21 protein-coding genes and 3 pseudogenes are annotated in these 26,723 nt (G+C 57.5%); 14 read left to right on the forward strand and 10 right to left on the reverse strand.

Going from position 1 to position 26,723, the window contains the following annotated elements:
- A pseudogene (locus CWM52_RS26860) lies at positions 1 to 203 on the reverse strand (hypothetical protein); the annotation flags it as partial.
- On the opposite strand from CWM52_RS26860, the pseudogene CWM52_RS27165 reads away from it, so the two are divergent.
- Positions 165 to 311: pseudogene (locus CWM52_RS27165) on the forward strand (acid-shock protein); the annotation flags it as partial. The pseudogenes CWM52_RS26860 and CWM52_RS27165 overlap by 39 nt on opposite strands.
- A 343-nt stretch (positions 312 to 654) precedes the next feature.
- Here the strand turns inward: CWM52_RS27165 and CWM52_RS16220 are convergent.
- The gene (locus tag CWM52_RS16220) at positions 655 to 1,263 is read right to left on the reverse strand and encodes a LysE family translocator (RefSeq protein WP_100685033.1); all 609 of its coding nucleotides are present in this window, start codon (positions 1,261 to 1,263) and stop codon (positions 655 to 657) included.
- A gap of 118 nt (positions 1,264 to 1,381) precedes the next feature.
- Between CWM52_RS16220 and CWM52_RS16225 the strand changes: the two genes are divergently transcribed.
- Positions 1,382 to 2,299 (forward strand): LysR substrate-binding domain-containing protein, encoded by a 918-nt coding sequence (locus CWM52_RS16225; protein WP_100685034.1) that lies wholly within the window; start codon positions 1,382 to 1,384, stop codon positions 2,297 to 2,299.
- Positions 2,300 to 2,960: 661 nt separating this feature from the next.
- Positions 2,961 to 3,770, forward strand: a complete 810-nt coding sequence (locus tag CWM52_RS16230) for a trypsin-like serine peptidase (protein WP_165785405.1) — start codon at positions 2,961 to 2,963, stop codon at positions 3,768 to 3,770.
- A 4-nt stretch (positions 3,771 to 3,774) separates the two neighbouring features.
- Here CWM52_RS16230 and CWM52_RS16235 read toward each other — a convergent pair.
- The 3 genes and pseudogenes from CWM52_RS16235 to mdtJ form a co-directional block, all read right to left on the reverse strand.
- Positions 3,775 to 5,931 (reverse strand): annotated as a pseudogene (locus CWM52_RS16235) (putative bifunctional diguanylate cyclase/phosphodiesterase).
- 105 nt (positions 5,932 to 6,036) lie between these two features.
- Positions 6,037 to 6,366, reverse strand: a complete 330-nt coding sequence (gene mdtI / locus CWM52_RS16240) for a multidrug/spermidine efflux SMR transporter subunit MdtI (RefSeq protein WP_100685036.1) — start codon at positions 6,364 to 6,366, stop codon at positions 6,037 to 6,039.
- Positions 6,353 to 6,715 carry a multidrug/spermidine efflux SMR transporter subunit MdtJ gene (mdtJ, locus tag CWM52_RS16245; RefSeq protein ID WP_100685037.1) on the reverse strand — a complete coding sequence of 121 codons (363 nt, stop codon included), beginning with the start codon at positions 6,713 to 6,715 and terminating at the stop codon, positions 6,353 to 6,355. Before mdtJ ends, mdtI begins: the two co-directional genes overlap by 14 nt.
- A 550-nt stretch (positions 6,716 to 7,265) precedes the next feature.
- Between mdtJ and CWM52_RS16255 the strand changes: the two genes are divergently transcribed.
- The 9 genes from CWM52_RS16255 (at position 7,266) to mdcH (ending at position 16,139) form a co-directional block, all read left to right on the forward strand.
- Complete coding sequence (locus CWM52_RS16255; RefSeq protein ID WP_100685039.1) at positions 7,266 to 8,297, forward strand: AI-2E family transporter; 1,032 nt, start codon at positions 7,266 to 7,268, stop codon at positions 8,295 to 8,297.
- Positions 8,298 to 8,941: 644 nt separating this feature from the next.
- Positions 8,942 to 10,597, forward strand: a complete 1,656-nt coding sequence (gene mdcA / locus CWM52_RS16260) for a malonate decarboxylase subunit alpha (RefSeq protein WP_100685040.1) — start codon at positions 8,942 to 8,944, stop codon at positions 10,595 to 10,597.
- A complete protein-coding gene (locus CWM52_RS16265) occupies positions 10,597 to 11,457 on the forward strand; it encodes a triphosphoribosyl-dephospho-CoA synthase (protein WP_100685041.1) in 861 nt (286 codons plus the stop codon). The genes mdcA and CWM52_RS16265 overlap by 1 nt, the downstream gene beginning before the upstream one ends.
- 10 nt (positions 11,458 to 11,467) lie before the next feature.
- Entirely contained in the window at positions 11,468 to 11,767 is a 300-nt protein-coding gene (gene mdcC, locus CWM52_RS16270) for a malonate decarboxylase acyl carrier protein (RefSeq protein WP_100685042.1), read from the forward strand.
- Positions 11,760 to 12,593 (forward strand): biotin-independent malonate decarboxylase subunit beta, encoded by an 834-nt coding sequence (locus CWM52_RS16275; RefSeq protein ID WP_100685043.1) that lies wholly within the window; start codon positions 11,760 to 11,762, stop codon positions 12,591 to 12,593. The genes mdcC and CWM52_RS16275 overlap by 8 nt, the downstream gene beginning before the upstream one ends.
- Positions 12,593 to 13,393, forward strand: a complete 801-nt coding sequence (gene mdcE, locus CWM52_RS16280) for a biotin-independent malonate decarboxylase subunit gamma (RefSeq protein WP_100685094.1) — start codon at positions 12,593 to 12,595, stop codon at positions 13,391 to 13,393. The genes CWM52_RS16275 and mdcE overlap by 1 nt, the downstream gene beginning before the upstream one ends.
- Before the next feature lie 265 nt (positions 13,394 to 13,658).
- Positions 13,659 to 14,618: an AEC family transporter gene (locus tag CWM52_RS16285; protein WP_100685044.1), complete on the forward strand. Its 960-nt coding sequence runs from the start codon at positions 13,659 to 13,661 to the stop codon at positions 14,616 to 14,618.
- A 1-nt stretch (position 14,619) separates the two neighbouring features.
- The gene (locus CWM52_RS16290; protein ID WP_100685045.1) at positions 14,620 to 15,240 is read left to right on the forward strand and encodes a malonate decarboxylase holo-ACP synthase; all 621 of its coding nucleotides are present in this window, start codon (positions 14,620 to 14,622) and stop codon (positions 15,238 to 15,240) included.
- Entirely contained in the window at positions 15,237 to 16,139 is a 903-nt protein-coding gene (gene mdcH / locus CWM52_RS16295) for a malonate decarboxylase subunit epsilon (RefSeq protein WP_100685046.1), read from the forward strand. Before CWM52_RS16290 ends, mdcH begins: the two co-directional genes overlap by 4 nt.
- On the opposite strand, the gene CWM52_RS16300 is transcribed toward mdcH, so the two are convergent.
- The 3 genes from CWM52_RS16300 to CWM52_RS16310 all read right to left on the reverse strand — a co-directional run bounded on the left by CWM52_RS16300 (position 16,129) and on the right by CWM52_RS16310 (position 20,112).
- Positions 16,129 to 17,055, reverse strand: coding sequence for a LysR family transcriptional regulator (locus tag CWM52_RS16300; RefSeq protein ID WP_100685047.1), 927 nt, complete (start codon positions 17,053 to 17,055; stop codon positions 16,129 to 16,131). The two genes, mdcH and CWM52_RS16300, sit on opposite strands and share 11 nt — an antisense overlap.
- A gap of 205 nt (positions 17,056 to 17,260) precedes the next feature.
- A complete protein-coding gene (gene mqo / locus CWM52_RS16305) occupies positions 17,261 to 18,919 on the reverse strand; it encodes a malate dehydrogenase (quinone) (RefSeq protein ID WP_100685095.1) in 1,659 nt (552 codons plus the stop codon).
- A gap of 272 nt (positions 18,920 to 19,191) precedes the next feature.
- Positions 19,192 to 20,112, reverse strand: a complete 921-nt coding sequence (locus tag CWM52_RS16310) for an N-acetylmuramic acid 6-phosphate etherase (RefSeq protein ID WP_100685048.1) — start codon at positions 20,110 to 20,112, stop codon at positions 19,192 to 19,194.
- A gap of 174 nt (positions 20,113 to 20,286) precedes the next feature.
- Here CWM52_RS16310 and CWM52_RS16315 point away from each other — a divergent pair, with 174 nt between their 5' ends.
- Together CWM52_RS16315 and dcuR are read left to right on the forward strand one after the other, a co-directional pair.
- Positions 20,287 to 21,906: a sensor histidine kinase gene (locus CWM52_RS16315; protein ID WP_100685049.1), complete on the forward strand. Its 1,620-nt coding sequence runs from the start codon at positions 20,287 to 20,289 to the stop codon at positions 21,904 to 21,906.
- The gene (gene dcuR / locus CWM52_RS16320; RefSeq protein WP_100685050.1) at positions 21,903 to 22,622 is read left to right on the forward strand and encodes a two-component system response regulator DcuR; all 720 of its coding nucleotides are present in this window, start codon (positions 21,903 to 21,905) and stop codon (positions 22,620 to 22,622) included. Before CWM52_RS16315 ends, dcuR begins: the two co-directional genes overlap by 4 nt.
- Here the strand turns inward: dcuR and CWM52_RS16325 are convergent.
- Both CWM52_RS16325 and CWM52_RS16330 read right to left on the reverse strand, forming a co-directional pair.
- Positions 22,603 to 23,565, reverse strand: coding sequence for an FAD:protein FMN transferase (locus CWM52_RS16325; protein ID WP_100685051.1), 963 nt, complete (start codon positions 23,563 to 23,565; stop codon positions 22,603 to 22,605). The two genes, dcuR and CWM52_RS16325, sit on opposite strands and share 20 nt — an antisense overlap.
- 82 nt (positions 23,566 to 23,647) lie before the next feature.
- Positions 23,648 to 26,425 carry a flavocytochrome c gene (locus CWM52_RS16330; protein WP_100685052.1) on the reverse strand — a complete coding sequence of 926 codons (2,778 nt, stop codon included), beginning with the start codon at positions 26,423 to 26,425 and terminating at the stop codon, positions 23,648 to 23,650.
- Positions 26,426 to 26,723 lie beyond the last annotated feature (298 nt).

The raw sequence follows: 26,723 nt of genomic DNA on the forward strand, positions 1-26,723 counted from the left end.
CCGCTGAACAGAAAGCCCAGGCTGCGAAAAAACACCACAAAGCCGCTGCTAAACCGGCCGCTGAGCAGAAAGCCCAGGCTGCGAAAAAACACCACAAAGCCGCTGCTAAACCAGCCGCTGAGCAGAAAGCCCAGGCTGCGAAAAAACACCACAAAGCTGCTGCTAAACCAGTAGCGCAGAAAGCTCAGGCTGCGAAAAAACATCACAAAGCTGCAACCAAACCAGTAGCGCAGAAAGCTCAGGCTGCGAAAAAACACCACAAAGCAGCTAAACACCACGCCGCTAAACCTGCTGCACAACCGGCTGCTTAATTCTTCCGGTAAGTCAGGTTAATCATAAACCGGCGCTGTTTCAGCGCCGTTTTTTTCTGGAGGGCACTTATGCTGCGGCGCTATCGTTTTGAGCTCATCCTGATCCTGTTAATTCTCTGCGCGGTGATTGCTACCCGCTTTTTCCTCTACTGAACAGGGCGGCGCTTTATCACTCCCCGCAGCGACTCTCTGGCCCGGCGTCTCCCCATGTTGCCGTCGCCCGCCGCCTTCCACATTGTTCTCTCTTGTCGTACTGCCTGGATTGCGCGGTGAATACCGCGTCAACGCGCTGGTTTTGAGCACCAGGACCCCAATCAGGCCGCTGCCCCTCCTGCGGGCAAGGCTAACGGATTGCCAGCAGCCAGAAATGATATCCCACGCCATACAGCCCAAGGGTCAGCAAAAACCAGGCGGCAATTGTCGTTAAGCGAGAGGTATATGCCGGGGCCAGCCAGCGACGAATAGCGAGAATATAGAACGACAGCACGGCAAGATCGATAACCACCCAGATAATGCTCAACAGACCAAGGCTCAGGCCGACATCGCTGGTTATCTGGATAAACTGCGGGAAAAACGCGACAAAGAACAGAATGTCCTTGGGATTACTCAGGGCAGTGGCAAACCCCGACAACACGCCGCCTCGCGCGGGCGCCGCGCCAGGCGTTATATACGGTGCGCGCAACATACTCAGGGCAAGCCACGTAATATAGATGGACCCCAGCGCCGCCAACAGCAGCAGAACATCGGGATGGATTGCCACGGCGCCGCTCAACATAGCTGCCGCAACGGCCATCAGCACCAGCGACGCGAGATTGCTGCCTATCATCGTACGCAGTGCAGATGAACTCCCGTCTCTGGCGGCGCAACCGGTCACCAGTAGCACGACCGGGCCCGGTGTCGCAATCAGCGCCAGCACCGTCATGCTGTATCCCGCCATCAATGCATAGTTCATGATACTGACTCACTCTCTTTTTTCAGGTCAGCGCATTTTCTACTTAGATTTCAGGATTGAAAAACGACAAAGGCTGAGTTTGAATGTGAGTTTTACTCAACATAGAAAACTAAGCGATATGTCGATGCCGCCGCTGTACGCCCTCCGCGCTTTTGAAACCGCCGCCCGCCTTGGCTCCTTTAGCACGGCCGCCGCGGCGCTGCACGTGACTCCCGGGGCGGTCAGCCGTCATATCAGCACGCTCGAGGCCTGGTTCGACTGCCAGTTGTTTACCCGTCAGGGGCCAAAAGTGACGCTCACCGACGCAGGAAGGCAGCTCGCCAGCGCGCTGGCGGAAAACTTCGCCGCCATCGACAGAGCCTGCCAGACCTTGCGACATCAGGCGGGCAAACTGCGGCTGAAATCGCCGTCGACGTTGACCATGCGCTGGCTGCTGGATGTGTTACAGCGCTTTCGCCAGCAGCATCCGCGGCCGGTTATCGAGATGAGCAGCGTGTGGATGGACAGAGACAGCGTCGACTTCACCCGCGAACCTTACGATTGCGCGATTTTGCTTGGCGATGGTCATTTCGGCGAAGAGACCTGCCACGGGCTGTTGTTTGCCGAATGGCTGGTTCCGGTCTGTGCCCCGGCGATGGTCGAGGCCGCTCGCCAGGATTTATCATCCTGCCCGCTGATTCATCCAACGACCGATCGCCGCGACTGGCGACGCTGGCTACAGCATGCCGACGCGCCAGCGCAGACCGGGATAAATCAGGGAATCGTCTTTGATAGTCTGGAACAAGGTACCATGGCGGCCATGAGCGGGCACGGCGTCTCGGTGGGCGATCTTTTTTTGAGTCTGGAAGCCATTCGCAGCGGCCTGCTGGCGCTGCCGTTTGCGCAAGCCGTTGCAACCGGCGAGGGCTATTATCTGGTGTGGCCAAAGCACACGCTCAATCCGCAGCCTGTCGCCCTGCTGTATCAATTTTTACTTGCGCATATCCCGGCGCCGTTCCCGGACGGACTAAGCCGTCGGGGCCAGGCGCCAGAGTGACGTCGGCCCCGACGGGTTACATGACATGAACAGCCTGCACGACCAGATATCCCGCTGCGCCCCAGATAAAAACCGACGCGAGAGAAACATAAACTAACGCGCGAATACCTTTTTTAGACATACATCCTCCCGAAACCGGAAATAAGAATTAGTTGATATCATCGCCGGGATAACATCTCTGTTTGCTCAACGGAGGCGAGGAATAACAATATTTGCGGTGAGAAAATGTTTCACATTGAAAGCAACTGAGAATGCTGTAAAGAAGTGCATGTTCAACTGAAGAAATGTCTGTTTTTACTGCCCTTCGTCGCGGGCCGCGCAATAAACTCCCGATCCCTTTGCGCGACCCGCTTGCTTAATTTTCGTCTGGTTTGGTACTTTCCGTAACCCGATTTATGTTGCTTCCCGCTGCGGTTTCTGCGGAAATAACGCCACGGAGAGAGACGCGCTAACCGGTTGAGTTATCTTCATTCTTCCGCAAAAAAGAGCCGTCTGGAGCTAATTTTGTTCGCCGTTGGCTTTGATTAAAATTACTCTTAACTTTCATAAACTTAAATCTCCTGCTACTGTCAATATACACAAAATCATCCCGGCGGCTTCATCCGCGTGAAGCGCGCGAAAGGATGCAATGTAGAAACATAATTTCTCCCCAGAGAGTGATATGCGTAAAGACGTACTGTTATTGCTGTGTTCTTGTTTGTTGTCCCCGTTTGCTCACGCTGATGATGACAGCATGAGTGCGAAAGATATCAAGACGCTTTTTTTCGGTCATGACGATCGCAAACCGGTCGACAATCCGGCTGAGGAACCCTGGGATGCCATTGGTCAGTTAGAAACGGCCAGCGGCAATCTGTGTACCGCCACCCTCATTTCACCGCATCTGGCGCTGACCGCCGGTCACTGTCTGCTGACGCCGCCAAAAGGTAAGCCGGATAAACCCGTTGCGCTGCGCTTTATTTCCCGCAAGGGCGGCTGGGTGTATGAGATTCACGGCATTGAAGGTCGCGTCGATCCGTCGCTGGGTAAACGGCTCAAAGCCGATGGCGATGGCTGGATTGTCCCCTCGGCCGCCGCGCCCTGGGACTTTGGCTTGATCGTTTTACGCTACGCGCCGGGCGGCATCACGCCGATCCCGCTGTTTAGCGGCGATAAAGCCGCTCTCACCGCCGCGCTGAAGGTGTCTGAGAGAAAAGTCACTCAGTCCGGATACCCGGAAGATCATCTGGATAATTTGTACAGCCATCAGGACTGTATTGTGACCGGCTGGGCGCAAAACACGGTACTGTCGCACCAGTGCGACACGCTGCCCGGCGATAGCGGTTCGCCGCTGCTGTTAAAAACCGATACCGGCTGGCAGGTCATTGCCGTTCAGAGTTCGGCTCCCGGCCCGAAAGATCGCTGGCGGGCGGATAACCGGGCTATCTCGGTGACCGGTTTTCGTGACAAGCTGGAAGCGCTGGCCAACGAGTAAACGGTCAGCCTTGCTGCTGGCGCAGCAGTAACAATGAGCTAATCGGCATCGGTTCGCTGAAGTAAAAACCCTGCAACCGATCGCATCCCGCCCGTCGCAGCAGCGCCAGTTGCTGCTGATTCTCGACCCCTTCGGCCACCACCGTCATGCCCAGCGCGCTGGCGATACGTACGGTCCCGCGAACCAGTTCAGCGGCCTGGGCATCCACATCCACCAGCCCGGCCAGCGATTTATCAATCTTAAGCGTATCGAAACGAAAACTGCGCAGATAGCCGATACTGGAATAGCCAGTGCCAAAATCATCCAGCGCAACCGCCGCCCCCAGCGCTTTCAAATTTTCAATCGCCGCAAGGGCGCGAGCGGGGTTTTCCATCACATAGCTCTCGGTCACCTCGATTTGCAACCGGCGAGCCGGAAAATGGCAGCGGGCGAGCACCTGAACGACGCGCGTTTCAAACTCCGGGTCGCGAAACTGTGCGGGCGAAATATTCACCGACAGCATCAATTCCCCGATGGGCTGGAGATCGCAGCAGGCCCGGTAGAGCGCAAACTGCCCCAGCGCATAAATCAGACCGCTGCTTTCCGCAATGCCGATAAAGACATCCGGCGGCAGCGGCCCTTCCGGTCGGCGCGGCCAGCGCAGCAGCGCCTCGACGCCCTCCATCTCCAGGGTATCGGCGTTCACAATCGGCTGGTACCAGACATCAAACTCATCGTTTTCCAGCCCCTGGCGAATGCCGTTTTCGATATTCAGCTGGTACTGCCGGGTATCGTTGAGGGTTTCGTCATACCAGGAGGTGCGCCCTTTCCCCGATTTTTTCGAGTGATACATCGCAATATCGGCCCGGCGAAACAACTCGGTGCTCGAACAGGATGCGGGAGAACCGCTGGCAATGCCGATACTGGCGCTGATGTAAATTTTGCGCTCATTGAGCTTCACCGGCGATTTCAGCATCTCCAGTACCGCCCACGCAAAAGCCGATGCCTGATCCACCGCCAGCTCTCCGCTGATGGTCATGGCAAATTCATCGCCGCCCATACTGGCCAGCAGGCCGTCGCCCGGGACCCGCTCCTGTAGCGCGCGGGCAATATGAGCAATCAGTGCGTCGCCAACATCATGCCCGTAGTTATCGTTGACATCCTAAAACCCGTCGAGGTCAATAAACACCACGCACTGGGTCACCTGCTGCGGCTCTTCGCACTGCTGATTCAGTCGGCCGATCAGCGCCCGCCGGTTGGGCAACTGGCTAAGCCAGTCGGTCAGCGCGATATTGCGCGCCAGCTTCTCGCCACACGACAGTTTGTACAGCCCGAGACAGCTGAAGAGGATAAACAGCAGGATCAGGCTGGCGGCCACTATGGCGATAAGCCGGATACTGTTCGACGCCGCGTGCGCCGCTTCCGCACCGGGCAGACGCGGCTGCCAGCTGAGATAGCCGATGATCTCTCCGGCATGGGTGCGCAGCGGAATGCTATATTCGCTGCTGCCCTGCGTCTCATGCAGGCCGTTAATCTGAAAGGTATTCCCCAGCGTTTGCAGCATCCCGGCATTGATATGCCGGGTCACCACCAGGTAGCGACGGGTATCATCATGCACCTGTAAGCGCCCCAGCGTCGGGCGAATCAGCCCGATCCCGATAAAAGCAATGCCTTCACGGGTACGGGTAATACCGGCGTAGGCGCCTTTGCCGCTGCGCAATGCTTCAGCGTTCCGGGCGATAAGCGATTGCAAACCGCTGCCAAAAAAGCGGGTGTCGGTTTCATTAAAGGCCTGGCTGCGAAACGATCCCCATAGCACGCGATAATGCTGATCGAGCACGAAGGTGCCGTCGTAAAGATTGTTGATTTTGAAGCCCGAGCCCCAGGAGTCATACAGCCAGCCGGTATTCAGCATCGGGGCATAGGTTTGTTTCACCGCCTCGTCCCATATCGAGTTATCCAGTACCAGCGAAAGGACGCGGTTGACCGATGTTTGCACCGCGCCATCCACGGAAAGAACGGAGCGATGTCGGTCAATTTCATTGGTTTTAATGCTAATCAGATGCTGGGAAAGATAGATTAAAGAAATAACAGAAACAATAAGCCCGATACCAGCGAGGAAGATCATAACCGAAAGCGTTTTGGCCGAGGGAAGATTGCGCCAGCCAGGCAAATTAACCATTCTTTGTCCTCATCACGGCTGAAGGTAAACGCAGCGCCAGTACTTTTTTTAAATGATACTACAGAGAACAAATTTTGCCGCCTGCGGAAAACAGGCGGCAGCAGATTACGCCAGTTTAATCAGCACCATGCCGGTCACCAGCAATATCACGCCAATCCAGCCTTTATGGTTTAAGCGTTGGCCGAATAAAATCCATCCCGCCGCAAGAGTGGCGACAATACCGAAGCCGCCCCACAGCGCATAGGCCACCGACAGGTCAATCCCCTTCACCGCCTGGGACAGCGCGCTGAAGGCCCCCAGCACCGCCAGCAGCGATAATATGCCGTAGACTTTACGACGAAAACCGTCTGAGAATTTCAAAAAGACGTTAGCGCTAATTTCCAGCACAATAGCCAGCGCCAGCCAGGCGCCGTGAACCCACTCAAACTGTTGCATGGGGCGCCTCCGTTGGCTGCTTCGCCTTTTTTTGGCTACCGGATTTAATTAACACAATCCCGACCACCAGCGTCGCCAGGCCAGCCATTTTGACCAGCGAAAGCGCTTCATCAAACAGCAGGACGCTGAATAAAGTGATCAGCAAAATACCAATCCCCTCCCACAGGGCATAGGCCACACCGAGGGCGATTTTTTTAACGGCAAAAGCCAAAAATATATAGGAAAGCGCAATCATCACCAGCATTAAAATAAAGCCTGTGTGCCCACCGCTGACGCTGGCCCACTTCATAGAAAGGGTGCCGATAATTTCAGCAACGATTGCAAAAGCTAATAACATCCAATAAAACATAATCCTTCTCCTGCTAGAGAATATAATCCACTACGGCTTACAGCGAAGGTAAACCGGAAAAATTCTGAGATTGTTTAGCCGTGCGCAGTGCGCCAGCTCAGGCAGAGAGAAAGGACTAAAGCGCGGAGCGCCAGTGTTGCTCGCCGACAAAGCGGCAGCCAGGGAAGGAAACTGCAGGGTGAGTCGAAATATACATCCTGAACTGATTGTCCATAAAATTACAATTATCCGCGGTATTGCTTCTCGTCATTGCGGATGAGTATTGTCCTCGGTAGTTATACACGGTAAATTTGTACCATAATGCTACATTATACTCAAAGTCTTTGCACTTCTTTACGTCTGTCATTTGATTTTGATTAGCTTTTACTGATGCCAATCGCCATTATGATGGCGCTTCAGTATTTTATTTTCGCCACCGAATTGTTTTCACCATCGTAGACGTTTTAGCAAGGGCAGTCAGTCTGCCCGACCGATGCAGTTTTTGCTGATTTTACCCGCGCATTCGGGTCTACACTGTGAGGAAAATCCGGTCATTTTTTCAGGGACACACATGGCTAAACCCATCATTACGCTTAATGGATTAAAGATTGTCATCATGCTGGGCATGCTGGTCATCATTCTCACCGGTATCCGCTTTGCCGCGGATATCATCGTCCCGTTCATCCTTGCGCTGTTCCTCGCCGTGGTTATTAACCCCGTGGTGCGGCTGATGATGCGCTGTCGGGTCCCGCGCGTGCTGGCCATTTCGTTGTTAGTCAGCGCGATTGTCATGCTGGCGGTAGTGTTGCTGGCCTCATTAGGTACCTCGCTGAATGAACTGGCGCGCACGCTGCCGCAGTACCGCGCCTCGCTCAATGAGCCGGTACAAACCGTGACGCCCTGGCTACAGCGCTTTGGGTTTACCGTTTCCGTTGTCGAGTTGAATAAATACATCGATCCCAACGCGGTCATGACGATGGTGACCAGCCTGCTTACCCAGTTGTCAAACGCCATGTCCTCCATCTTCCTCTTGCTGCTGACGGTGGTCTTTATGCTGCTGGAAGTTCCCCAGCTGCCGGCTAAGCTGCAACAATTGATGTCCAGGCCGGTGGAAGGTATGGGCGCCATCCAGCGCGCGATCGACAGCGTCTCTCACTACCTGGTGCTAAAAACCGCCATCAGTCTGGTAACCGGGATGGTGGTCTGGGGCATGCTGGTACTGCTGGACGTTCGCTTCGCCTTTATGTGGGGGCTGCTGGCGTTTGCTCTCAACTATATTCCGAATATTGGCTCGGTCCTGGCCGCCATTCCGCCCATTTTGCAGGTGCTGGTGTTCGGCGGATTGTACGAGGCGCTGGTGGTGCTGGCAGGCTACCTGGTGATTAACCTGGTCTTCGGGAATATTCTTGAGCCGCGGATCATGGGGCGCGGCCTGGGGCTATCAACGCTGGTGGTCTTTCTGTCGTTGATTTTCTGGGGATGGCTGCTGGGGCCCGTTGGCATGCTGCTTTCCGTCCCGTTGACGATCATTGTTAAAATCGCGCTTGAGCAGAGCCCTGGCGGGCGGAGTATTGCCGTCCTGCTGAGCGATTTAAGTCACTAGGCTGGCGTTCACGCTGGCGGCGCAATGCCGCCAGCGGCAAGTATTCCCGGCGTCTTAGGCTTCCCCCTCCGTGGCTGGCGGACTTATCATCACAGGCGCGGCCGACGCTGTTCTGAGTGGGCATAACGAATTTATCACATCCGTTCATGCCATGTATCTGTCCGGCACGTTGACGATTCTGCCCGATATGAGTCATTTCGCCCTTTTGCAGCGGCCGGTGGTTTTTGTACCGGGTCACGGGGAAAATTTTCCGGAAACGCCCTCACACAAACCGCTCTCCCCATGAAATATCAGAATATAAGGGGCATGCTTAAGGCCGTGAACCAGACCCTGAGAAGAAACTATCCACGCTGCTGTTCGAATGCCAGCGCCTTTCGATAAGGTTTCATGGCCCACATAGCAATAATCGCTGGGCGCATCATCGGATACTGATGTTGTAACGCTGGCGGAGATTCCCCCCGCCTTCCCCATAGCCTACGTCCCAACCCCCATCTTCGATCCCCGTCACATAATCACCCAGGTAATTATTACTCTAAGGCTAACAATCTGCGCTTCAGCTTAATTGATGCGCTACCCCTTACGGAGCAGACTGACTGCAGCATAAATCCAGGCAAAAAATGATTTGCTGAATCAGGAGGTTAATAATGAATGCTGGCCAAACTCCGGCCCGGAACTGGAACACACGCCGCAGCGAGAAAGCGCGGCGCGTTGCCTCCCTTCCGGTGCAGGGCAAGGTAATTCCCACTGACGGTCTGGTGGATACGCTGGAAAAACTGATTGCTCCCGGCGACCGCGTGGTGCTTGAAGGCAATAACCAGAAACAGGCCGATTTTCTCTCCCGCGGGCTTGCGGCGGTCAATCCGGCGAAAGTCCACAATCTGCATATGATAATGCCCAGCGTCGGGCGCAGTGAACATCTGGATCTCTTCGAGAAAGGGATTGCCCGCAAACTCGACTTCTCGTTCTCCGGCACCCAAAGCCTGCGGATTTCGCAGCTGCTGGAAGATGGTCTGCTGGAAATTGGCGCGATTCACACCTACATCGAGCTTTACTCTCGCCTGTATGTCGACCTGTCGCCGAACGTCGCGCTGATCGCCGGGTATAAAGCCGACCGCAAAGGCAACCTTTACACCGGTCCCAGCACCGAAGATACCCCGGCGCTGGTCGAGGCCGCCGCCTTCCACGACGGGATCGTTATCGCCCAGGTCAACGAACTGGTGGATGACGAGTGCGACCTGCCGCGCGTCGATATCCCCGGCTCGTGGATTGACTACGTGGTGGTGGCCGACAAACCGTTCTTTATCGAACCTCTCTTTACCCGCGACCCGCGCCTGATTAAGCAAGAACATATTCTGATGGCGATGATGGCGATTAAAGGCATCTACGCCGAACACCAGGTACAGTCGCTCAATCACGGGATCGGCTTTAACACCGCCGCCATTGAACTGCTGCTCCCGACCTATGGCGAACAGCTGGGGCTGCGAGGCAAAATCTGTAAACACTGGACGCTGAACCCGCATCCGACGCTGATCCCGGCGATTGAAAGCGGCTGGGTGGAAAGCGTGCACTGTTTTGGCGGCGAACTGGGAATGGAAGAGTACATCCGCGCCCGCCCGGATGTGTTCTTTATCGGCGCCGATGGCTCCATGCGTTCTAACCGTGCCTTCTGCCAGCTGGCGGGTCAGTACGCGGTCGATATGTTTATCGGCTCGACCCTACAGGTTGATGGTCTCGCCAACTCCTCTACCGTCACCCGCGGTCGTCTTTCCGGATTCGGCGGCGCGCCGAACATGGGCCATGACCCGCACGGTCGTCGTCATGCGACGCCAGCCTGGCTGAACATGATAACCGAACCGGACCCGATGCAGCGCGGCAAAAAGCTGGTGGTGCAGATGGTCGAAACTTTCCAGGCTGGCGTGAAGCCGACCTTTGTCGAACAGCTCGATGCCGTTGAAGTAGCGCAATCCTCCGGTATGCCGCTGGCGCCGGTGATGATCTACGGCGATGACGTCACCCATGTGCTGACCGAAGAAGGCATTGCCTATCTCTACCGCGCGGAAAGCCTCGAAGAGCGGCGGGCGATGGTTGCCGCCGTTGCTGGCATCACCGACATCGGGCTGGGCGTCGACGCCAGTCGCGTCGCCGAACTGCGTCGCAGCGGCAAAGTGGTCTATCCGCAAGATATCGGTATTCGCCGCAGCGATGCGACCCGCTCCCTGCTCGCCGCCGGCAGCGTTGCCGACCTGGTCGAATGGTCCGAGGGTCTTTACAACCCACCTGCCAAATTCCGGAGCTGGTAATGAAACTCCTGTCACAGACTCATGCCGAGGCGCAAGTCGAGAAGCTGGCGTTGATCGCCCGCGATTGCCTGATCGACGAAGCGCGATTAAGTCCGAAGCCGGGTCTGGTGGACAGCCGGGGAAACGGCGCTCATCACGACCTGTCGTTAGATCTGATGGAACGCTCGGCGCACAGCCTGACCCCGACGTTTCTGCAACTGGCCCGGCAAAGCTGGCTGCGTCCGGCCGACATCGCCCTGCGCGAAAGCGTTGGTCGTTTAGGACGCGAAGGCGAACGGCAGATGATGGCGGCCACCGACGGCGTGAATACCCATCGCGGTGCCATTTGGGCGCTGGGGTTACTGGTTAGCGCGAGCGCGATGTTAAGTGCCAACGCCAGCGCGCAGCAGATTGCGGACACTGCCGCCCTGCTCGCCCGTCTGCCGGACAGCGCTGCTCCGAAAGTCTTCAGCAAAGGGCTGAAGGCGACGCACCGCTACCGGGTACCGGGCGCGCGTGAGGAAGCGCAGCAGGCGTTCCCGCACGTGATGAAACTGGCGCTACCCCAGCTGTTGCGCAGCCGCGCACAGGGCGCCGGTGAAAACGCGGCTCGTCTTGACGCGCTGATGGCGGTCATGACCTCGCTCAGCGATACCTGCGTCCTTTCCCGTGCCGGGATGCCCGGCCTTATAGCGATGCAGAGCGGCGCGCGTGCCGTGCTGACTGCCGGCGGCAGCGCCACGGTTCAGGGCCGCAAAGCGCTCGCCGGACTCGACGCACAGATGCTCGCGCTCAACGCCTCTCCCGGCGGTGCCGCCGATTTGCTCGCCGCCACGCTGTTTCTCGACAGGGTCAGCCAGCCCGCGTCTTGCTCATTTTAAAGAGGATGTTATGGAACACATTACATTGTCATTCCCTGCCAGCCGCACCCTGAGTGGTAAAGCCCTGGCAGGCGTCGTTGGTTCCGGTGATATGGAAGTGCTGTTCACCGCGGCAGTCGGCGACACGCTCAACATTGATATCACCACCTCCGTGGACAACAGCACTCACCGCTGGAACGCGCTGTTTGACCGCCTGAACCTGACCAACGGCCTGCCGGCAGGCACGCTGATTATTCACGACTTCGGCGCGACGCCGGGCGTCGCGCGCATTCGCATCGAACAGGTTTTTGAGGAGGTTAACCATGCGTAACGACCGCAGCTTTATTGAATTACGCGCCCGTGAACGCGCCCGGACGCTGCTTGATGAGGGCAGCTACCGCGAACTGCTCGATCCGTTCGCCGGGATAATGTCGCCGTGGCTGGCACCGCAGGGTGTCGTCCCGCAGTCTGACGATGGCATGGTGGTCGCTCGCGGCACCATCAACGGTCAGTCCGCGGTGGCAATCGCCATCGAAGGCACTTTCCAGGGCGGCAGCATGGGCGAAGTCTCCGGCGCGAAAATGGCGGCGGCGCTGGAGCTGGCGGCAGAAGACAACCGCAACGGCATCCCGACGCTGGCGGTGCTGTGCCTCGAAACCGGCGGCGTGCGCCTGCAGGAGGCTAACCTCGGTCTCGCGGCCATCGCCGACATTCATGCGGCAATTGTGGACCTGCGTCGCTACACCCCGGTGGTCGGCATTATCGCCGGCACCGTAGGCTGCTTCGGCGGGATGTCCATCGCCGCCGCGCTGTGCAGCTACCTGATTGTCACCCGCGAGGCGCGTCTGGGCCTCAACGGCCCGCAGGTCATCGAGCAGGAAGCCGGTATTGACGAGTACGACTCTCGCGATCGCCCGTTTATCTGGAGCATGACCGGCGGCGAAATCCGTTATGCCAGCGGGCTGGTCGATGCGCTGGTCGGCGACGGCGTCAAGGCGGTGACATCGGCGCTGAATGAGGCCATTGCCAGAGGCGTCCCGGCACAAAACCGCAGCGATAACTATGCGGATTACCTGGCCCGCCTGACCCACTTCGATACCCGCCAGCAGGCGGATACCGCGCAGATCAAACAGCTTTTTGCCCGGGAGGTGAAATGATGACGCAGTCCAATAGCCGTGGCGCCGTATGGCTGGAAAAACTGGCGCCGAATGCGCCGCGCATGAGCGGCCTTTGCCCGTCCGTACAAGTTGCCGACGGGGAGCTGAACAATGAGGCCGTACGCTTCATCGCCGTGGTGCCGGACGCCAACAACCACTACCCGCGCGCCGCCAAAGGCGAAGTGGGTCTGCTGGAAGGCTGGACGCTGGCGAAAGTGGTCAATGAAACCCTCGCTGCCGACGCTAACAGCGATGTCAAACGCCCGATTGTGGCGGTGATTGACGTCCCGAGCCAGGCCTATGGCCGCCGCGAAGAGGCGTTCGGTATTCACCAGGCGCTGGCCGGTGCCGCGGGCGCGTATGCAAAAGCGCGCCTCGCGGGCCATCCGGTGATCGGTCTGATCGTCGGCAAGGCGATGTCCGGCGCGTTTCTGGCGCACGGCTACCAGGCCAACCGCCTGATTGCCATCAACGACAAAGGCGTGCTGGTGCATGCGATGGGTAAAGCGTCCGCCGCACGGATCACTCTGCGCACCGTTGAAGCGCTGGAAAAACTGGCGGCGACTATTCCTCCCATGGCCTACGACGTCAGCAACTACGCCACCCTCGGTCTGCTCTCCGACCTGCTCAATCTCAGCAACCCGGATGCCCCGTCTGATGCTGACCTGGCGCTGGTGGAGATAACCGTGCAAAAAGCCATTGCCGATGCGCGTAAAGACCCCACGTTGCAAAGCCGCCTCGGCGCGGAAAATCGCCGTAGCTCTGCCCTGGTCCGCGAACGGATGCGCGCCAGCTGGTAACGAGCTGCATCAGAAGTACGTAAAAAAAGACCTGCCGAAAGCGGCGACCGTCGGGCGCAGCATAGCGCCCGCGGCTCGCTGCTTTTAGAAAATTAAAAACATCGCAATTAGCCCAATACGCTGAATCATTCACGCTGGAGCAAGGCGGCACTGAGTCAATCCCATGAGCTGACTTGAATAAGTGGCTGGGGTGCGGGAGGCGGCCAACGCAGAAGCAGCCGAAGGACGACGCGTATCTCTTTTTTTATCTACAGGTGATTACTCTATGACTTATGTAATTGTTCACGCTCTGGCGCCGATTTTTATCATCATGCTGCTGGGCTTCTGGGCTGGCAAAGCCAAAATGGTCGACAACAAAAACGTGTCGCTCCTGAATATCTTCGTGATGGACTTTGCCCTGCCCGCCGCGCTGTTCAGCGCCACCGTGCAGACGCCGTGGGCGGGTATCGTCGCGCAGTCCCCGCTGATTGTGGTGCTGACCGGCGCCATGTGGATAACCTATGCGGCGATCTATTTTCTCGCCACCGGGGTGTTTAAAAAATCACCGCAGGACGCGGCGGTGCTGACCCTCACCGTGGCGCTGCCGAACTATGCCGCGCTCGGTCTGCCTATTCTCGGCAGCGTGCTGGGCGAAGGCTCCGCCACTTCGCTGTCCGTGGCGGTGTCCATTGCCTGCGGCTCGGTGCTGATGACTCCGTTCTGCCTGCTGATCCTCGAACGCGAAAAAGCGCGCGCCGCCGGGGAAAACAGCGGTTCTACCCTGGCGATGCTGCCGGTGCTGATGTGGCGTTCGCTGAAAAAACCTATCGTCATGGGCCCACTGCTCGGCGTTATCCTTTCGGCTATCGGCATCGCCATGCCGGACCTGCTGCTGGCGGCAATCAAACCGCTGGGGCTGTCTGCCACCGCGGCCGCGCTGTTCCTGACCGGGGTGATCCTCTCTGCCCGTAAGCTGAAACTGAATGCGATGGTCGGCATCGCAACCATTGCCAAACTGCTGATCCAGCCGTTTATCGCCTGGGGTATCGTACTGGCCTTCGGTCTGCACGGTTCGGTGGCGATCACCGCGATTCTGATGATTGCCCTGTCTGCCGGTTTCTTCGGCGTGGTGTTCGGCAACCGCTTTGGCGTCCAGTCGCCGGATGCCGAAGCCGTGCTGCTGTTGAGCTCTGTTCTGTGTATCCTGTCGTTACCGCTGTTTATTACCCTGACTTCAGGACTCTGATATGACCTTTGCCCCGCGCCCGCACGATTTACTGTGGCTGAACAACGCCGACGCCTTACTGAACGTTGAGGAGCCCTGGGTGGCAACCCAGTGGCACCCCGGCTTACCGGTAGTGGTGCGGCGCGATGTCAATGAAAACCATGATATTGCGGTGGGCGTGCGCGGTATGAAGCGCGAGCAGCGCGCCGCCGGGTGGGTGAAGGCCGAGGCGGTTTCGCGCGTGGTGACGCCGGAAGCGCTCACCGACCGCGAACGCCTGCTGCACTCGCCGTTTGTCTCCCAGCCGCCGGTTCAGGCGGCTATTTTACTGACGACCTTTGCATGGCCGTGGCTGTGGGGCATTACCGGCAGCACCGGTTATGCGCTGGCCAGCGAAATTCCCGTTCTGCACGCCGATAGCGATCTCGATTTACTGATCCGCGCCCCCATGCCGTTGACTGATGATGAACTCCGGCAATGGCAGGCGCAGGTTGAGAAGCTGCCGTGTCGGGCCGACACCCAGATTGAAACGCCCTTCGGCGCCTTTGCCTTGAATGAATGGCTGCGCGATGGTCGCGTATTGCTGAAAACGTCCCGGGGCGCGCGCCTGACCGATACGCCCTGGCACAGGGAGGAAACATGAATATTCTCTTTACCTTTCCCGGTCAGGGAAACCAGCGTCCGGGTATGCTCGACGCCATTCCCGACCGTGAGGCGATCCTCGCCGAGGCCCGCAGTATACTTGGGGAAGAACTCGTCACCTTAGATAGCGCCGCGGCGCTCAGGCACACCCGGGCCGTACAGCTGTGCCTGCTCATCACCGGGGTTGCCTGGGCGCGGGAACTCCAGCGCCAGGGGGTCCAGCCGGATATCGTCAGCGGGTTGTCGATAGGCGCCTTTCCTGCCGCGGTCATTGCCGGGGCGCTGGATTTCACCAGTGCACTGCGCCTGGTGGCGCTACGCGGCGATTTAATGGAACAGGCCTATCCGCACGGTTACGGTCTGACCGCGATTATGGGGCTGACGCAGGATCGGGTGGCGGCGCTGCTGATCGCGGGTGAAACCTACATCGCTAACCTTAATGCCGACACGCAGATTGTGATTGCCGGTACCGATGAGGCGATGGCGCGCGTGGCGCAGAAGGCGCTGGCCATCGGCGCCACCAAAGCTCAGCGGCTGGCGGTCAGCGTGCCGTCGCACTGCGCGCTGCTGGACACTCCGGCGGCGGCGCTGGCGCAGGCGTTCACCCGGGTCTCGTTGCAGCGCCCGCGCTGCGCTTACCTGAGCGGCTCCACCGCGCGGGTACTGTGGGATCCGCAGCGGATCGCCGACGATCTGGCGATGAATATGGCGCGGACGGTGCGCTGGCAGGATACCGTCGTCGCCGCCCAGGAGCGCGATGCCCGGCTGGCGATAGAGATGCCGCCCGGCGGCGTACTGACCTGCCTCACCCGCCAGGCGGGCTGGCAGGGAGAGAGCCTGGCGCTTGAGAGCAACGGTGTGGCGGTCGCCCGCCATCTGGCGCGGCGGCTTAACGGTTAAGGCTACGGGCGTACATTCGCCCTTCCGCCGCCAGCGCCAGCAGGTCGGCGTCACGTTCACGATGGTGGGCATAGACGATAGAGATCAGCTGGCGCATCTGGTAGGGTTCCGCCAGCGTTAACAGCTGCACATCGTTTTCATACACTTTCTTCATCCGTCCCGGCAGCAGCGCAAAACCAACGCCGGCCTGCACCAGGCTAATCATTGAGAAGATATCGTTCACCCGGGTCACAATTTCGGGTTCGAATGCCGCTACCTGAAAGGCTTCCTGGAACCCGGCATAGGTGGCAAATCCTTCGGCCAGCGAGACAAACTTGCGGTCTGCGTAATCGCGCAGGTCGGCAGGCAGCACGGTATCGAGTTTTTCCACCGCCGGCGCGGCGAGGAAAATATCGTCTTCAAACAGCGGTACCACGTCAAAGGCGGAGTTGCTGAACTCCCCTTCATTGGTCGCAATCAGAATGGCGTCAAGGGCATCGTCTTCCAGCATATCCAGCAGCATCTGGTTGGATCCCATGGTCAGATCGAGCTCCAGTTCGGGTCGTCGCAGCTTCATGCCCATGATTATCCGCGGCACCGTCTCCAGCGTCAGCGAGTAGAGCGTGCCGATGCGCAGACGCCCCTGACCAACGCCGGCCACCTTGCGCGTTGCTTCCAGCCCACGGGTCATTAAACTGGTCACATCCTGGCAGTACTCCAGCAGCGTCCAGGCCGCCGCCAGCGGCAGTAAATTTCGCCCCTTATGCACAAACAGCGAGCAGCCCACCCCTTCTTCCAGGGTATGCAGCGCCCGATGAACGCTCACTCCGCTCAGCCCCATGGCTTCGGCGGTTCTGGCGATATTCCCCTTAGCCATGAACATCATAAATATCGACAGTTTGCGAAAGGTTATCTCCTGATTAATGTCGTCTTTCATTACCTGCGCCCCATATTTGCGTCTTTTTCTTGTCAATTCAAGCCAGTATAACCACAAACCGCGGCGAAAGTTTTAACGGGGCGCACGTTCAGCGACGGGACAAGCAGTGAGCCAGGAAGTATGCGCAGGCAGTCGGCATCCGCCAAAAAAAATGCCAGTCGGCGATGAACCAACTGGCATGCTTTCTGGCGAGCGTGAAGTCAGATTACAGCGCCATATCGTGCTGTGCCGACTCCGCAGGTTTTGCCTCGGCCGGCTTCGCGGTGGTCACCGCAGGCTGAGTCTTGCTCATGTCGATGGCCGGCGGTTTCACCAGTTGCAGCGTCGCGGCGGTGTCATCCCATACCTGTTGCGTCAGGGCCGGATTATCGTTCAGCTTCTGCCCGTAGCTCGGTACGATAGCGTGAATGCGGCTCTGCCACTGCGCAGAGGCAAACTGCTCCGGGAACATCTGCTTAAGGACGTTAAGGGTGATCGGTGCCGCGGTCGATGCGCCCGGCGATGCCCCGAGCAGCGCAGAGATGGTTTTCTGTTGATCGACCACGACTTCGGTACCGAGCTTCAGGACTCCGCCTTTGTCGGCATCTTTCTTGATAATCTGCACGCGCTGACCGGCCTGGATCAGTTTCCAGTCTTCTTTACGCGCGTCCGGATAGTACTCTTTCAGCGCCGCAAAACGGTCATCATCGTTCAACATCACCTGACTGACCAGGTATTTCACCAGATCGAAGTTGTCGAGACCGACATGGGTCATCGGCAGCACGTTATCAGTGGTGGTGGTGCTCAGCAGGTCCATAAATGAACCATTTTTGAGGAATTTGGTCGAAAAGGTCGCAAACGGTCCGAACAGCACCACGCGCTTACCATCAATGAAACGGGCATCCAGGTGCGGAACCGACATCGGCGGTGCGCCAACGGAGGCCTGACCGTACACTTTTTCCAGATGTTGCTTCGTCACGTCCGGATTTTCGGTCATCAGGAAGGAGCCGCCAACCGGGAAGCCAGCATAATTATCGGCTTCCGGAATACCGGTTTTTTGCAGTAATTTCAGCGCGCCGCCACCGGCACCGATAAAGACATATTTCGCGTCGATCGCCTGCTCCTGGCCGCTATTGACGTTTTTGATCGTCACGTGCCAGGAATTATCGGCATTACGTTTAAAATCGGTCACTTCAGAAGAGGTTTGCAGCGAGAAATTATTATTTTTCTTCAGACTGCCGATCAGCTGACGGGTAATTTCACCGTAGTTGACATCGGTACCGACCGGAGTCCAGGTCGCCGCCACTTTTTGTTGTGGGTCGCGCCCTTCCATGACCAGCGGCGCCCATTGTTTAATTTGCGCGTGATCGGTAGAGAATTTCATCCCCTGGAAGAGTGTGGTTTGCTGCAATGCCGTATAACGCTTTTGCAGATACTCGACATTATCACCCCAGACGAAACTCATATGCGGTGTGGAATTAATAAAGGCGTGCGGATCGTGCAAAATGCCGCGTTTAACCTGCGCCGTCCAGAACTGACGGGAGATCATAAATTGCTCGTTAATATCCAGCGCTTTGCTGACATCGATGGAACCATCCGGACGCTCCGGCGTATAGTTCAGCTCCATGTTCGCTGAGTGACCGGTCCCGGCGTTGTTCCAGCCGTTAGAGGATTCCAGCGCAACGCCATCCAGTTTCTCGACCATCACCTGTTTCCAGTCCGGCTGTAATTCATGCAGCCAGGTCCCCAGGGAGGCGCTCATAATTCCGCCGCCGATCAGCAGGAAATCGGTTTTTTGAGCGGTATCAGTATTTGCATATGACGCGGTGCTGACAAACATCGCCAGCGCGGTCACAGATAAGAGAGGTTTTTTTATTGCAGGCATAATAGAATTATCGCATAGCACAATGAAATAAGTGCACATATGTTAACGCATTTCTATTATATTTTAAAATATCATTTACATCTTCCGCACAGTTAATCAATTTATAACAAACACTTTTTTAACTTAAAAAAGTAAAATCTCGGGCGAGAATATAAAAGCCAGCAAATAATGGCGAGAATTAAAGGGGTTAAATCATTCCCGCCGGTTAATTTAGTTATTTATCACCACGCCGGGGTCGCGGCATAACGGCGCGCTATTGCGCGCCGCAGCCCTCAATTTACGCGACTCAGCGACGAGGGCGCTGTCTCCTGCAGCGCAAGGCGCAACCGATCGTTATTTTCCGCCAGTCGATCCCGCGCCTGCCAGGCATCGAGTCCGGCCATCAGCATCAGGATTGCCGTTCGCACGTGCTGATTGCAGTTGGCCAGCGCGGCTTTGGCCTCGCTGCGCGAGCAGTCGGTGGCTGTCATAACGATAGCAATCTGGCGTTCCGTCCAGCGCGGGCTGGTAGCCTGCAGATCGACCCGCAGGTTACTGTAAACTTTGCCGCTGCGAATCGCCAGCCCGGTGGTCAGCATCGTGAGGATCTGCCGCTGCGCCATTTGCGCTTTCGGGTTACCGTACCCCGCCACCGCTTCTGGCCCGGTTTGCGGCGCAATGATGATATCCGCCAGTTGGGCGGCTTCACTCCCCGCCTGCTGGGTTAATACCGCAATTGGCGCGCCGAGCGACCAGGCGTGACGCATCGCGCCCCACACCCACGGCGTTTGCCCACTCACCGTCAGCGCCAGCAGCATATCGTTGCTGCTAAAACGGACAGACTGCAGCTCAAGCACGCCGAGGTCGTAATCGTTCGCGGCGGTTTCCATCTCCTGCAGCGCGGCTGCCGGGCCGCCGGCAATGAGCCCAACCAGCGCCTGCTTCTCTTCCGGCGCATACTCGCTGACCGTCTGTAGCGCCGCGCGGCCGGATGCTCCGGCGCCGACAATCACCAGCCGTCCCCCCCGACTCAGGGCGGCGGCGGCATTATCGACGAGACGCGCTATCTCCGGTAAACAGGCTCCGACGGCGTCGGCAATCTGCCGATCGTCTTTATGCAGCAGAGTCAGCATATCGAGGGTGGCGAGCGTGTCGATGTGACGGGTTTCAGGGTGGCGTCGTTCCATCATTGATGCGGTTGGCTTACTGCTCATAAAAACCTCCTTTTAAATAACTCCATATTCACTATAAGGATATTTATTGCGAGGTCCTGCGAGTGAGGTCACGCTTCCCGGTTCTTTCAGCGCCATTTTTGCTTTTTTACATAGCTTTAAGAAATGGTTACCTTCAGCGATAATAGCCCCTCGCCGAACAGTTCAGGGGATGGTATGAAGGATATCGCGGAGTCAATTCCGCCCGCGCGCAAACGTCTGATGAGTATGAAGCTGAGTACCGCGGTGACGCTTATGATTAGCAGCGTGATTGGTTCGGTACTGCTGCTGGTCTACGCGCTGTGGTTTATACAGATAAGCGACACCACCCGCGACGGAGTCAAGGATACGGCGCTGGCGGTGGCACGCACATTCGCCGATATGCCGGAAGTGAAGCAGGCCCTGACGCTGCCGCCGCAGAGCGGAATCATCCAGCCGCTGGCGCTGACCATCACCCGGCGTAACGATCTGCTGTATGCCGTGGTGACCGACATGCGCGGCGTGCGCTATTCGCATCCCAACCCCCGGCTTATTGGTAAACAGTTTATCGGCGAGGATATTCAGCCCGCCTTTAATGGCAAAGAGAATGTCGCCGTCAATCACGGGGTGCTGGCCCCGGCGCTGCGCGTCTTTACCCCGGTATTCAACGACAGGCAGCAGCAAATCGGCGTGGTGGTGGTCGGGATTTCGCTGAGTAAAGTGGACGAGCAGATCGCCAAAGGTCGCTGGGATGTGCTGCTAACCGTGCTGTTTAGCGCCCTGGTCTGCGGAATCGGTACCTGGAGCCTGGTGCGCGGCCTCAAGCGCGTGCTGCTGGGACTGGAGCCGCAGGAGATCTCGACGCAGTTTCAACAGCGGCAGGCGATGCTTCATTCGTTAAAAGAAGGGGTTGTCGCGGTAGATGTCGAGGGTCGCGTCACGCTGATCAACCCGGCCGCCAGCGAGATCCTGCTTAGCGGCCCCGGTAAAGAGATTGCCCATACCCCGCTGCTGGCGGATCTGCAGGAGGTTTTGCAGACCGGCGAGCCGATTTACGACCGCGAGCTCGGCTGCAACGGCTTCCTGCTGATCAGCAACACCGTGCCGGTACGCAGCCAGAACGCCATCGTCGGCGCCATCAGTACCTTCCGTGATAAAACCGAAGTCAGCCAGCTGTTGCAGCGGCTGGACGGCATGGTGAATTATGTCGATGCGCTGCGCACCACCTCGCATGAATTTATGAACAAATTGCATGTGATCCTCGGCCTGTTAAACATGAAAAGTTATGACAAGCTGGAGGAGTATGTGCTGCAAACCGCCCATACTTATCAGGCGGACATTGGCGAAATTCAGCACCGCATCAAATCACCGGTGGTCGCGGGCTTTCTGATTGGTAAAATCCAGCGCGCCAAAGAGCGCGGTTTCACGCTGAACTTAGCCGAAGAGAGCCTGGTGCCCGACTGCCCCAATGAAAAGCAGGTCACCGTGCTGGTCACCGTGCTGGGTAATTTGATTGAGAATGCGCTGGATGCCATGAGCGGCCAACGCGAGGGGGAAGTCGGCCTGCTGCTGCACTATCAAAACGGCTGGCTGAGCGGCGAAGTCAGCGATGACGGGCCGGGTATTCCAGCGGCGAATATTGAGGCCATCTTTAATAAAGGCTTCTCGACCAAGGGCGAGAATCGCGGCGTTGGTCTGTTTCTCGCCAGCCAGCAACTCCGTGAACTGGGCGGCACGCTGGCCGTCGAGTCTGAGCCTGGCGTCTTTACCCAATTTTTTGTTCATCTTCCCTGGGATAGTAAAAGGAAACGTGCGTGATAAATGTATTAATTGTTGACGATGATGCCATGGTCGCCGAACTGAATCGCCTGTATGTGGCGCGAATTCCCGGCTTCCGCTGCTGTGGCACGGCGTCTACGCTGAGCAAGGCCCAGGAGATGATTAACGATAGCGGACAGGAGATCGATCTGGTGCTGCTGGATGTCTACATGCAGCATGACAGCGGACTGGATCTGCTGCCGACCATTCGCGCCTCCGGCCGCCCTGTCGACGTGATAATGATTACCTCCGCCGCCGATGCCGCCACCGTGCAGACCTCGATGCACTACGGCGTCGTCGATTATCTGATCAAACCATTCCAGTTCCCGCGCTTCGAAGAGGCGCTGACCGCCTGGCGCGAAAAACGCAAACTGATGACCGGACAGCCCTATTATGAGCAGGCCGATGTTGACCGCCTGCTCCACGGCAACGCGCCGGAAGCCAGCGACGCGCGCAAGCTGCCGAAAGGCTTAACCGCCCAGACGCTGCGCACGCTGTGCCAGTGGATTGACGCCCATCCGGGTACCGAGTTTTCCACCGATGAACTGGCGGTGGCGGTCAATATTTCCCGCGTCTCCTGCCGGAAATATCTGATCTGGCTGGCACAGATTAATATCCTCTACACCAGCATTCACTACGGCGCCACCGGCCGCCCGGTCTATCGCTACCGGCTGGTCGCCGAGCAGTACAGCCTGCTTAAGCAGTACAGTCAGTAAGCCGGTAGCTGGCGTCGAGCAGGTGGAAACGAAAGCGGCGCTGCGATGAGAGGATAATGTCGCGATTTTTGGTGACGAAAATCGCCTCAATGTCTTCGCGACGACGCAGCGCCGCACAGCCTTTTTCTACCCCCAGACCGAAGATCAAGGTGGTCCAGATATCGCCGTCGAGCGAGTCGTCGGAAATTATCGTCACGCTCTCCAGTTCGTTATCCAGCGGATAGCCGCTGCGCGGGTCGAGAATATGGTGCCAGCGTCGGCCGTCCTGCTCAAAATAGCGCTCGTAAATGCCGGACGTCACTACCGACTGGCCGACGACGTCGAGACTTCCCACCAGCGCATTATCGGCCGCGAACGGTTTTTTCAGACCAATCGACCACCCCCCCAAGGTATGCACGTTGCCACCGAGATTGATCAGCGCCGCGTCCACGCCCTGGCGCTGCAGGTCATCGCGGACCCGGTCGGCAATGTAGCCTTTGGCTATCGCCCCAAGATCGATCTCCATACCCGGCTGGGCGAGAAAAACGCTGCTGGCGGCGTCATCCAGGATCACATCCTGCGGACGGGTCAGCGCTAAGCGCGCGGCGATATCTGCCGCGTCCGGCACGCTGTGGCCGTGAAAACCGATGCGCCATAGCTTCACCAGCGGGCCGATCGCCAGATTAAAGGCGCTCTCCTGCACCATACTGGCCGCTTTCGCGCATTTGATCAGCTGATAAACCGGGCGGCTGACGCTGACCGGGTGGCGGCCGGCGGCATGATTAATCCCCATCACCTCCGAGTGCGCGCGGTTGACGGTGAACAGGTCTTCGTAGCGTTTAATCAGTTGAAAGGTGCGGGAAGCCAGGGCTTCATCGTGGGAGAACAGTTTGAGCAGGATGGGGGAACCCATCAAAACAGCGGAGTAACTATAGAGGCGTGGGTCGCCCGAGATGCCAGACATGGTTGAAGCTCCTCTGTGTCACCCGGGCAGGCGGTCGCCGCCGGGAATCGGCCGGGCGAACCCGGCCTGTTATCACTGAGCGTTAGCCTCTGGCGCGTTTTGCCGCCTGGTGGCCCGCCAGGGTGCCAAAGATAATAATATCCGCCACGGCATTGCCGCCGATACGGTTGCCGCCGTGGATCCCCCCGACCACCTCACCCGCGGCATAAGCGCCGACAATCGGCTGATGATGAGTATCCAGGACCGCGGTGTCAGTATTAATGGTCACGCCGCCCATGGTGTGGTGAACCCCCGGCGCGATGCGGATCGCATGGAACGGCCCTTCGTTGACCGGCGCGCGCAGGGCGGTGGTACGACCGAACTCTTCATCGCGCTGATTTTCAACACAGCCATTGTAGCGTTCCAGCGTGGCGAGGAAGGCATGGTAATCCATCCCCAGTTTCTCCGCCAGTTCGCGCGGCGAGCTGGCGCTGGTCACCAGACCTTTGGCGATATATTCGTCAGCCGCTTTATTTTTCGCCCGCACATGTTCATCAAAGACGATGTAAGCATAATGCTCCGGCAGCGCGATAATCGCCGCAGACACTCTATCGCGGGTCGCCATTTCGTTGAAGAAGCGGTTGCCCTGTTGATTGACCAGGATAGCGCCGCCGCCGCGAATCGATTCGGAAATCAGGTACGAGGTGTTCTGCTCAACGGTCGGGTGAATTTGAATTTCGCCCATATCCACGGTGCCAGCGCCAATCCGCTCCAGCAGCGCAATGCCGCCGCCGGTGGCCCCTTTATGGTTGGTGGTGACAAAACCCGCCAGATCCGGACGATATTTCACCACCATCGCGCTATTAGCGCTGAAACCGCCGGTCGCCATGACGATACTTTTGGTCTGTACCTCGATGCTTTCCTGCTCATCATTCAGCAGACGTACCCCGCTCACTTCGCCGTGAGCCATCAGGATCTCTTCTACCGACGTATCGAGCATCACATCGATGCCGCGGCGAGTGATATTGCGCACCAGACCACTGATCAGATAGCCACCAACCGCAGATCCGTCACGCGGACGGTGAGTCCGGTCGATACTCATCCCGCCGGTGGTGGTGATGTCATTGAGCATGATCCCGCGATGCGCCAGCCATTCGATGGCCTCCGGCGCATTTTCCACAAACCGACGCAGCAGCTGCGGATTGTTTTTGTTGTGCCCGCCTTTTAAGGTTTCCTGATAGAACAACTCTTTGCTGTCCTCAATACCTTTCACCCGCTGGAAGCGCGTTTGCGCCGCGTTCATCCCGGCAGAGGCTTTAATCGTATTACCGCCGATGGTGGGCATTTTCTCAACGATCAGGACGCTTGCGCCTTCATCGTGCGCCTGAATGGCCGCCGCCAGGCCGGCGCCGCCGCTCCCGACCACCACCACGTCATAACTTTTCGCCGTCAGCTCCGCGCCGCCCTCTTCCAGCGCCAGCGCTTTACTGGATTTCAGCAGCGCTTTCGATACCGCTTTTTTCACCGCTTCACTCTGGCTGGTCGCGCCAGAAATCGCATCCACGTGCGGCGTATTGGCGGTCAAAATACGTTCGCGGATCTCTTCGAAGCTGGTGGTGAACTCGACGTTCTGCCGCGGACCAGCAGCCAGTTCGATATCGGCGATGCGGTCATTTTCCAGACTGACGTTGATAACCAGTTCGTTGGCATCATCCTGGACGGTTTCCACAAACAGGCCGGGTTTAAACTTCGCATCGCCCATGCTCATGTCGCGGATCATGGCTTCAACTAATGAGAAGCGCCACAGCGGCTCCGGAATATTCAGCGCCTCGCGCTGGGTGCTGTCGATAAACAGCTCGAGATTTTCTCCGGCAGCAATCCGCGCCGCCCAGTCAGGATAAGCGATACAGGCGCGGCCGACGGCCATCAGATCGTAACCATGATCCAGCCCCTGCTCCGCATCCGCGGCGTTGACCACGCCGCCAACGCCCATCACCGGGATTTGAGCCAGGGTCTCGGAGCGCAGCGCACAATATTTTTCAATCAGCGGCGTCGGATCGCAGGTATCGACAATTGACGGACGCAGAGACGCGCCGACGGAGAAGTGCAGATAGTCGAGACCGCGCGCCGCCAGTTTTTCCAGCAGGTACAGGGTGTCGTCAAAACGGATACCCGGCTCCTCCAGCTCTTCCGGCGAGAAGCGATAGCCGATAATAAAGGCATCATCGGCGTACTGACTGGCCATTTTGTGGGTAATGTCGAGCACCGCCAGCGGGAAACGCGCGCGGTTGTCGCGGCTGCCGCCCCACTGGTCATCGCGCTGGTTGGAGTTCGGGGAATAGAACTGCTGGATGAGATAGGTGTTCGCGCCGTGGATTTCCACGCCATCAAAACCGGCCAGAATGGCGCGACGCACGCCGTCGCCAAATTTGCCGATCATCCCCTCAACTTCTTCAGCGCTCAGCTCACGCGGCATCGCGGCGCCTTCACGCGGGGCGGCCAGCGCGCTCGGCGCCACCGGCTGACGGCCGCCGATCAGCTGCGGGTCGACCATACGCCCGCCGTGATAGATCTGCAGAATGGCCTTTGACCCTTCGGCTTTGATGGCGTTGGCGATTTTAGCCAGACCGGCAATTTTCTCGTCTTTGTCAATGCCGATAGCGCCCGGGAAAGCCAGACCGTAGTCATCGATAAAGCAGCACTCAACGATAATCGTACCAATGCTGCCGGCGCGAGCGCGATAGTATTCCACCAGTTCGCTGGTGACGCTGCCGTCAAAATAGCCGGTGCAGGTGGTCATCGGCGCCATTAACAAACGGTTTTTTAACTCAGTACCATTCGGTAAGGTAAAAGGACGCAATATACGTGGGTTACTGGTCATATTAACACTCCAGATCTTAAATATTAAAAATTCAGAATTGGGTGACAGAATTGTTTTTGATTATGTTTCTTAATTCCTGTTGTCATGCTCATAATATAACGCTATTTTTAGTTACCAAAGTAATTACGTTAGTTAAAAAACTATTTAATACCACCAATAACATCAATACCTCCATTGTATTATTAATTAAAAATACAATATTCACACAAAGCAAAACATCGATAACATATCCGCCACCTTTGTTAAATAACAAAACATATTAATTACAACACAAAATGCAACAATATCAATAAGATAT

The sequence above is a fragment of the Raoultella sp. T31 genome, from assembly GCF_002806725.1.
Taxonomy (GTDB): Bacteria; Pseudomonadota; Gammaproteobacteria; order Enterobacterales; family Enterobacteriaceae; genus Klebsiella; species Klebsiella electrica.

What these genes read in the sequence shown, in the direction of transcription:
- mdtI (WP_100685036.1), bottom strand. Translation starts at nt 6,366, where the DNA reads ATGCAACAGTTTGAGTGGGTTCACGGCGCCTGGCTGGCGCTGGCTATT.
- CWM52_RS16300 (WP_100685047.1), bottom strand. Translation starts at nt 17,055, where the DNA reads ATGAAAGACGACATTAATCAGGAGATAACCTTTCGCAAACTGTCGATA.
- CWM52_RS16315 (WP_100685049.1), top strand. Translation starts at nt 20,287, where the DNA reads ATGAAGGATATCGCGGAGTCAATTCCGCCCGCGCGCAAACGTCTGATG.
- CWM52_RS16310 (WP_100685048.1), bottom strand. Translation starts at nt 20,112, where the DNA reads ATGAGCAGTAAGCCAACCGCATCAATGATGGAACGACGCCACCCTGAA.
- mdcE (WP_100685094.1), top strand. Translation starts at nt 12,593, where the DNA reads ATGACGCAGTCCAATAGCCGTGGCGCCGTATGGCTGGAAAAACTGGCG.
- CWM52_RS16255 (WP_100685039.1), top strand. Translation starts at nt 7,266, where the DNA reads ATGGCTAAACCCATCATTACGCTTAATGGATTAAAGATTGTCATCATG.
- CWM52_RS16325 (WP_100685051.1), bottom strand. Translation starts at nt 23,565, where the DNA reads ATGTCTGGCATCTCGGGCGACCCACGCCTCTATAGTTACTCCGCTGTT.
- CWM52_RS16225 (WP_100685034.1), top strand. Translation starts at nt 1,382, where the DNA reads ATGTCGATGCCGCCGCTGTACGCCCTCCGCGCTTTTGAAACCGCCGCC.
- CWM52_RS16285 (WP_100685044.1), top strand. Translation starts at nt 13,659, where the DNA reads ATGACTTATGTAATTGTTCACGCTCTGGCGCCGATTTTTATCATCATG.
- mdcA (WP_100685040.1), top strand. Translation starts at nt 8,942, where the DNA reads ATGAATGCTGGCCAAACTCCGGCCCGGAACTGGAACACACGCCGCAGC.
- CWM52_RS16220 (WP_100685033.1), bottom strand. Translation starts at nt 1,263, where the DNA reads ATGAACTATGCATTGATGGCGGGATACAGCATGACGGTGCTGGCGCTG.
- CWM52_RS16290 (WP_100685045.1), top strand. Translation starts at nt 14,620, where the DNA reads ATGACCTTTGCCCCGCGCCCGCACGATTTACTGTGGCTGAACAACGCC.
- mdcH (WP_100685046.1), top strand. Translation starts at nt 15,237, where the DNA reads ATGAATATTCTCTTTACCTTTCCCGGTCAGGGAAACCAGCGTCCGGGT.
- CWM52_RS16330 (WP_100685052.1), bottom strand. Translation starts at nt 26,425, where the DNA reads ATGACCAGTAACCCACGTATATTGCGTCCTTTTACCTTACCGAATGGT.
- mdcC (WP_100685042.1), top strand. Translation starts at nt 11,468, where the DNA reads ATGGAACACATTACATTGTCATTCCCTGCCAGCCGCACCCTGAGTGGT.
- mdtJ (WP_100685037.1), bottom strand. Translation starts at nt 6,715, where the DNA reads ATGTTTTATTGGATGTTATTAGCTTTTGCAATCGTTGCTGAAATTATC.
- CWM52_RS16265 (WP_100685041.1), top strand. Translation starts at nt 10,597, where the DNA reads ATGAAACTCCTGTCACAGACTCATGCCGAGGCGCAAGTCGAGAAGCTG.
- mqo (WP_100685095.1), bottom strand. Translation starts at nt 18,919, where the DNA reads ATGCCTGCAATAAAAAAACCTCTCTTATCTGTGACCGCGCTGGCGATG.
- CWM52_RS16230 (WP_165785405.1), top strand. Translation starts at nt 2,961, where the DNA reads ATGCGTAAAGACGTACTGTTATTGCTGTGTTCTTGTTTGTTGTCCCCG.
- CWM52_RS16275 (WP_100685043.1), top strand. Translation starts at nt 11,760, where the DNA reads ATGCGTAACGACCGCAGCTTTATTGAATTACGCGCCCGTGAACGCGCC.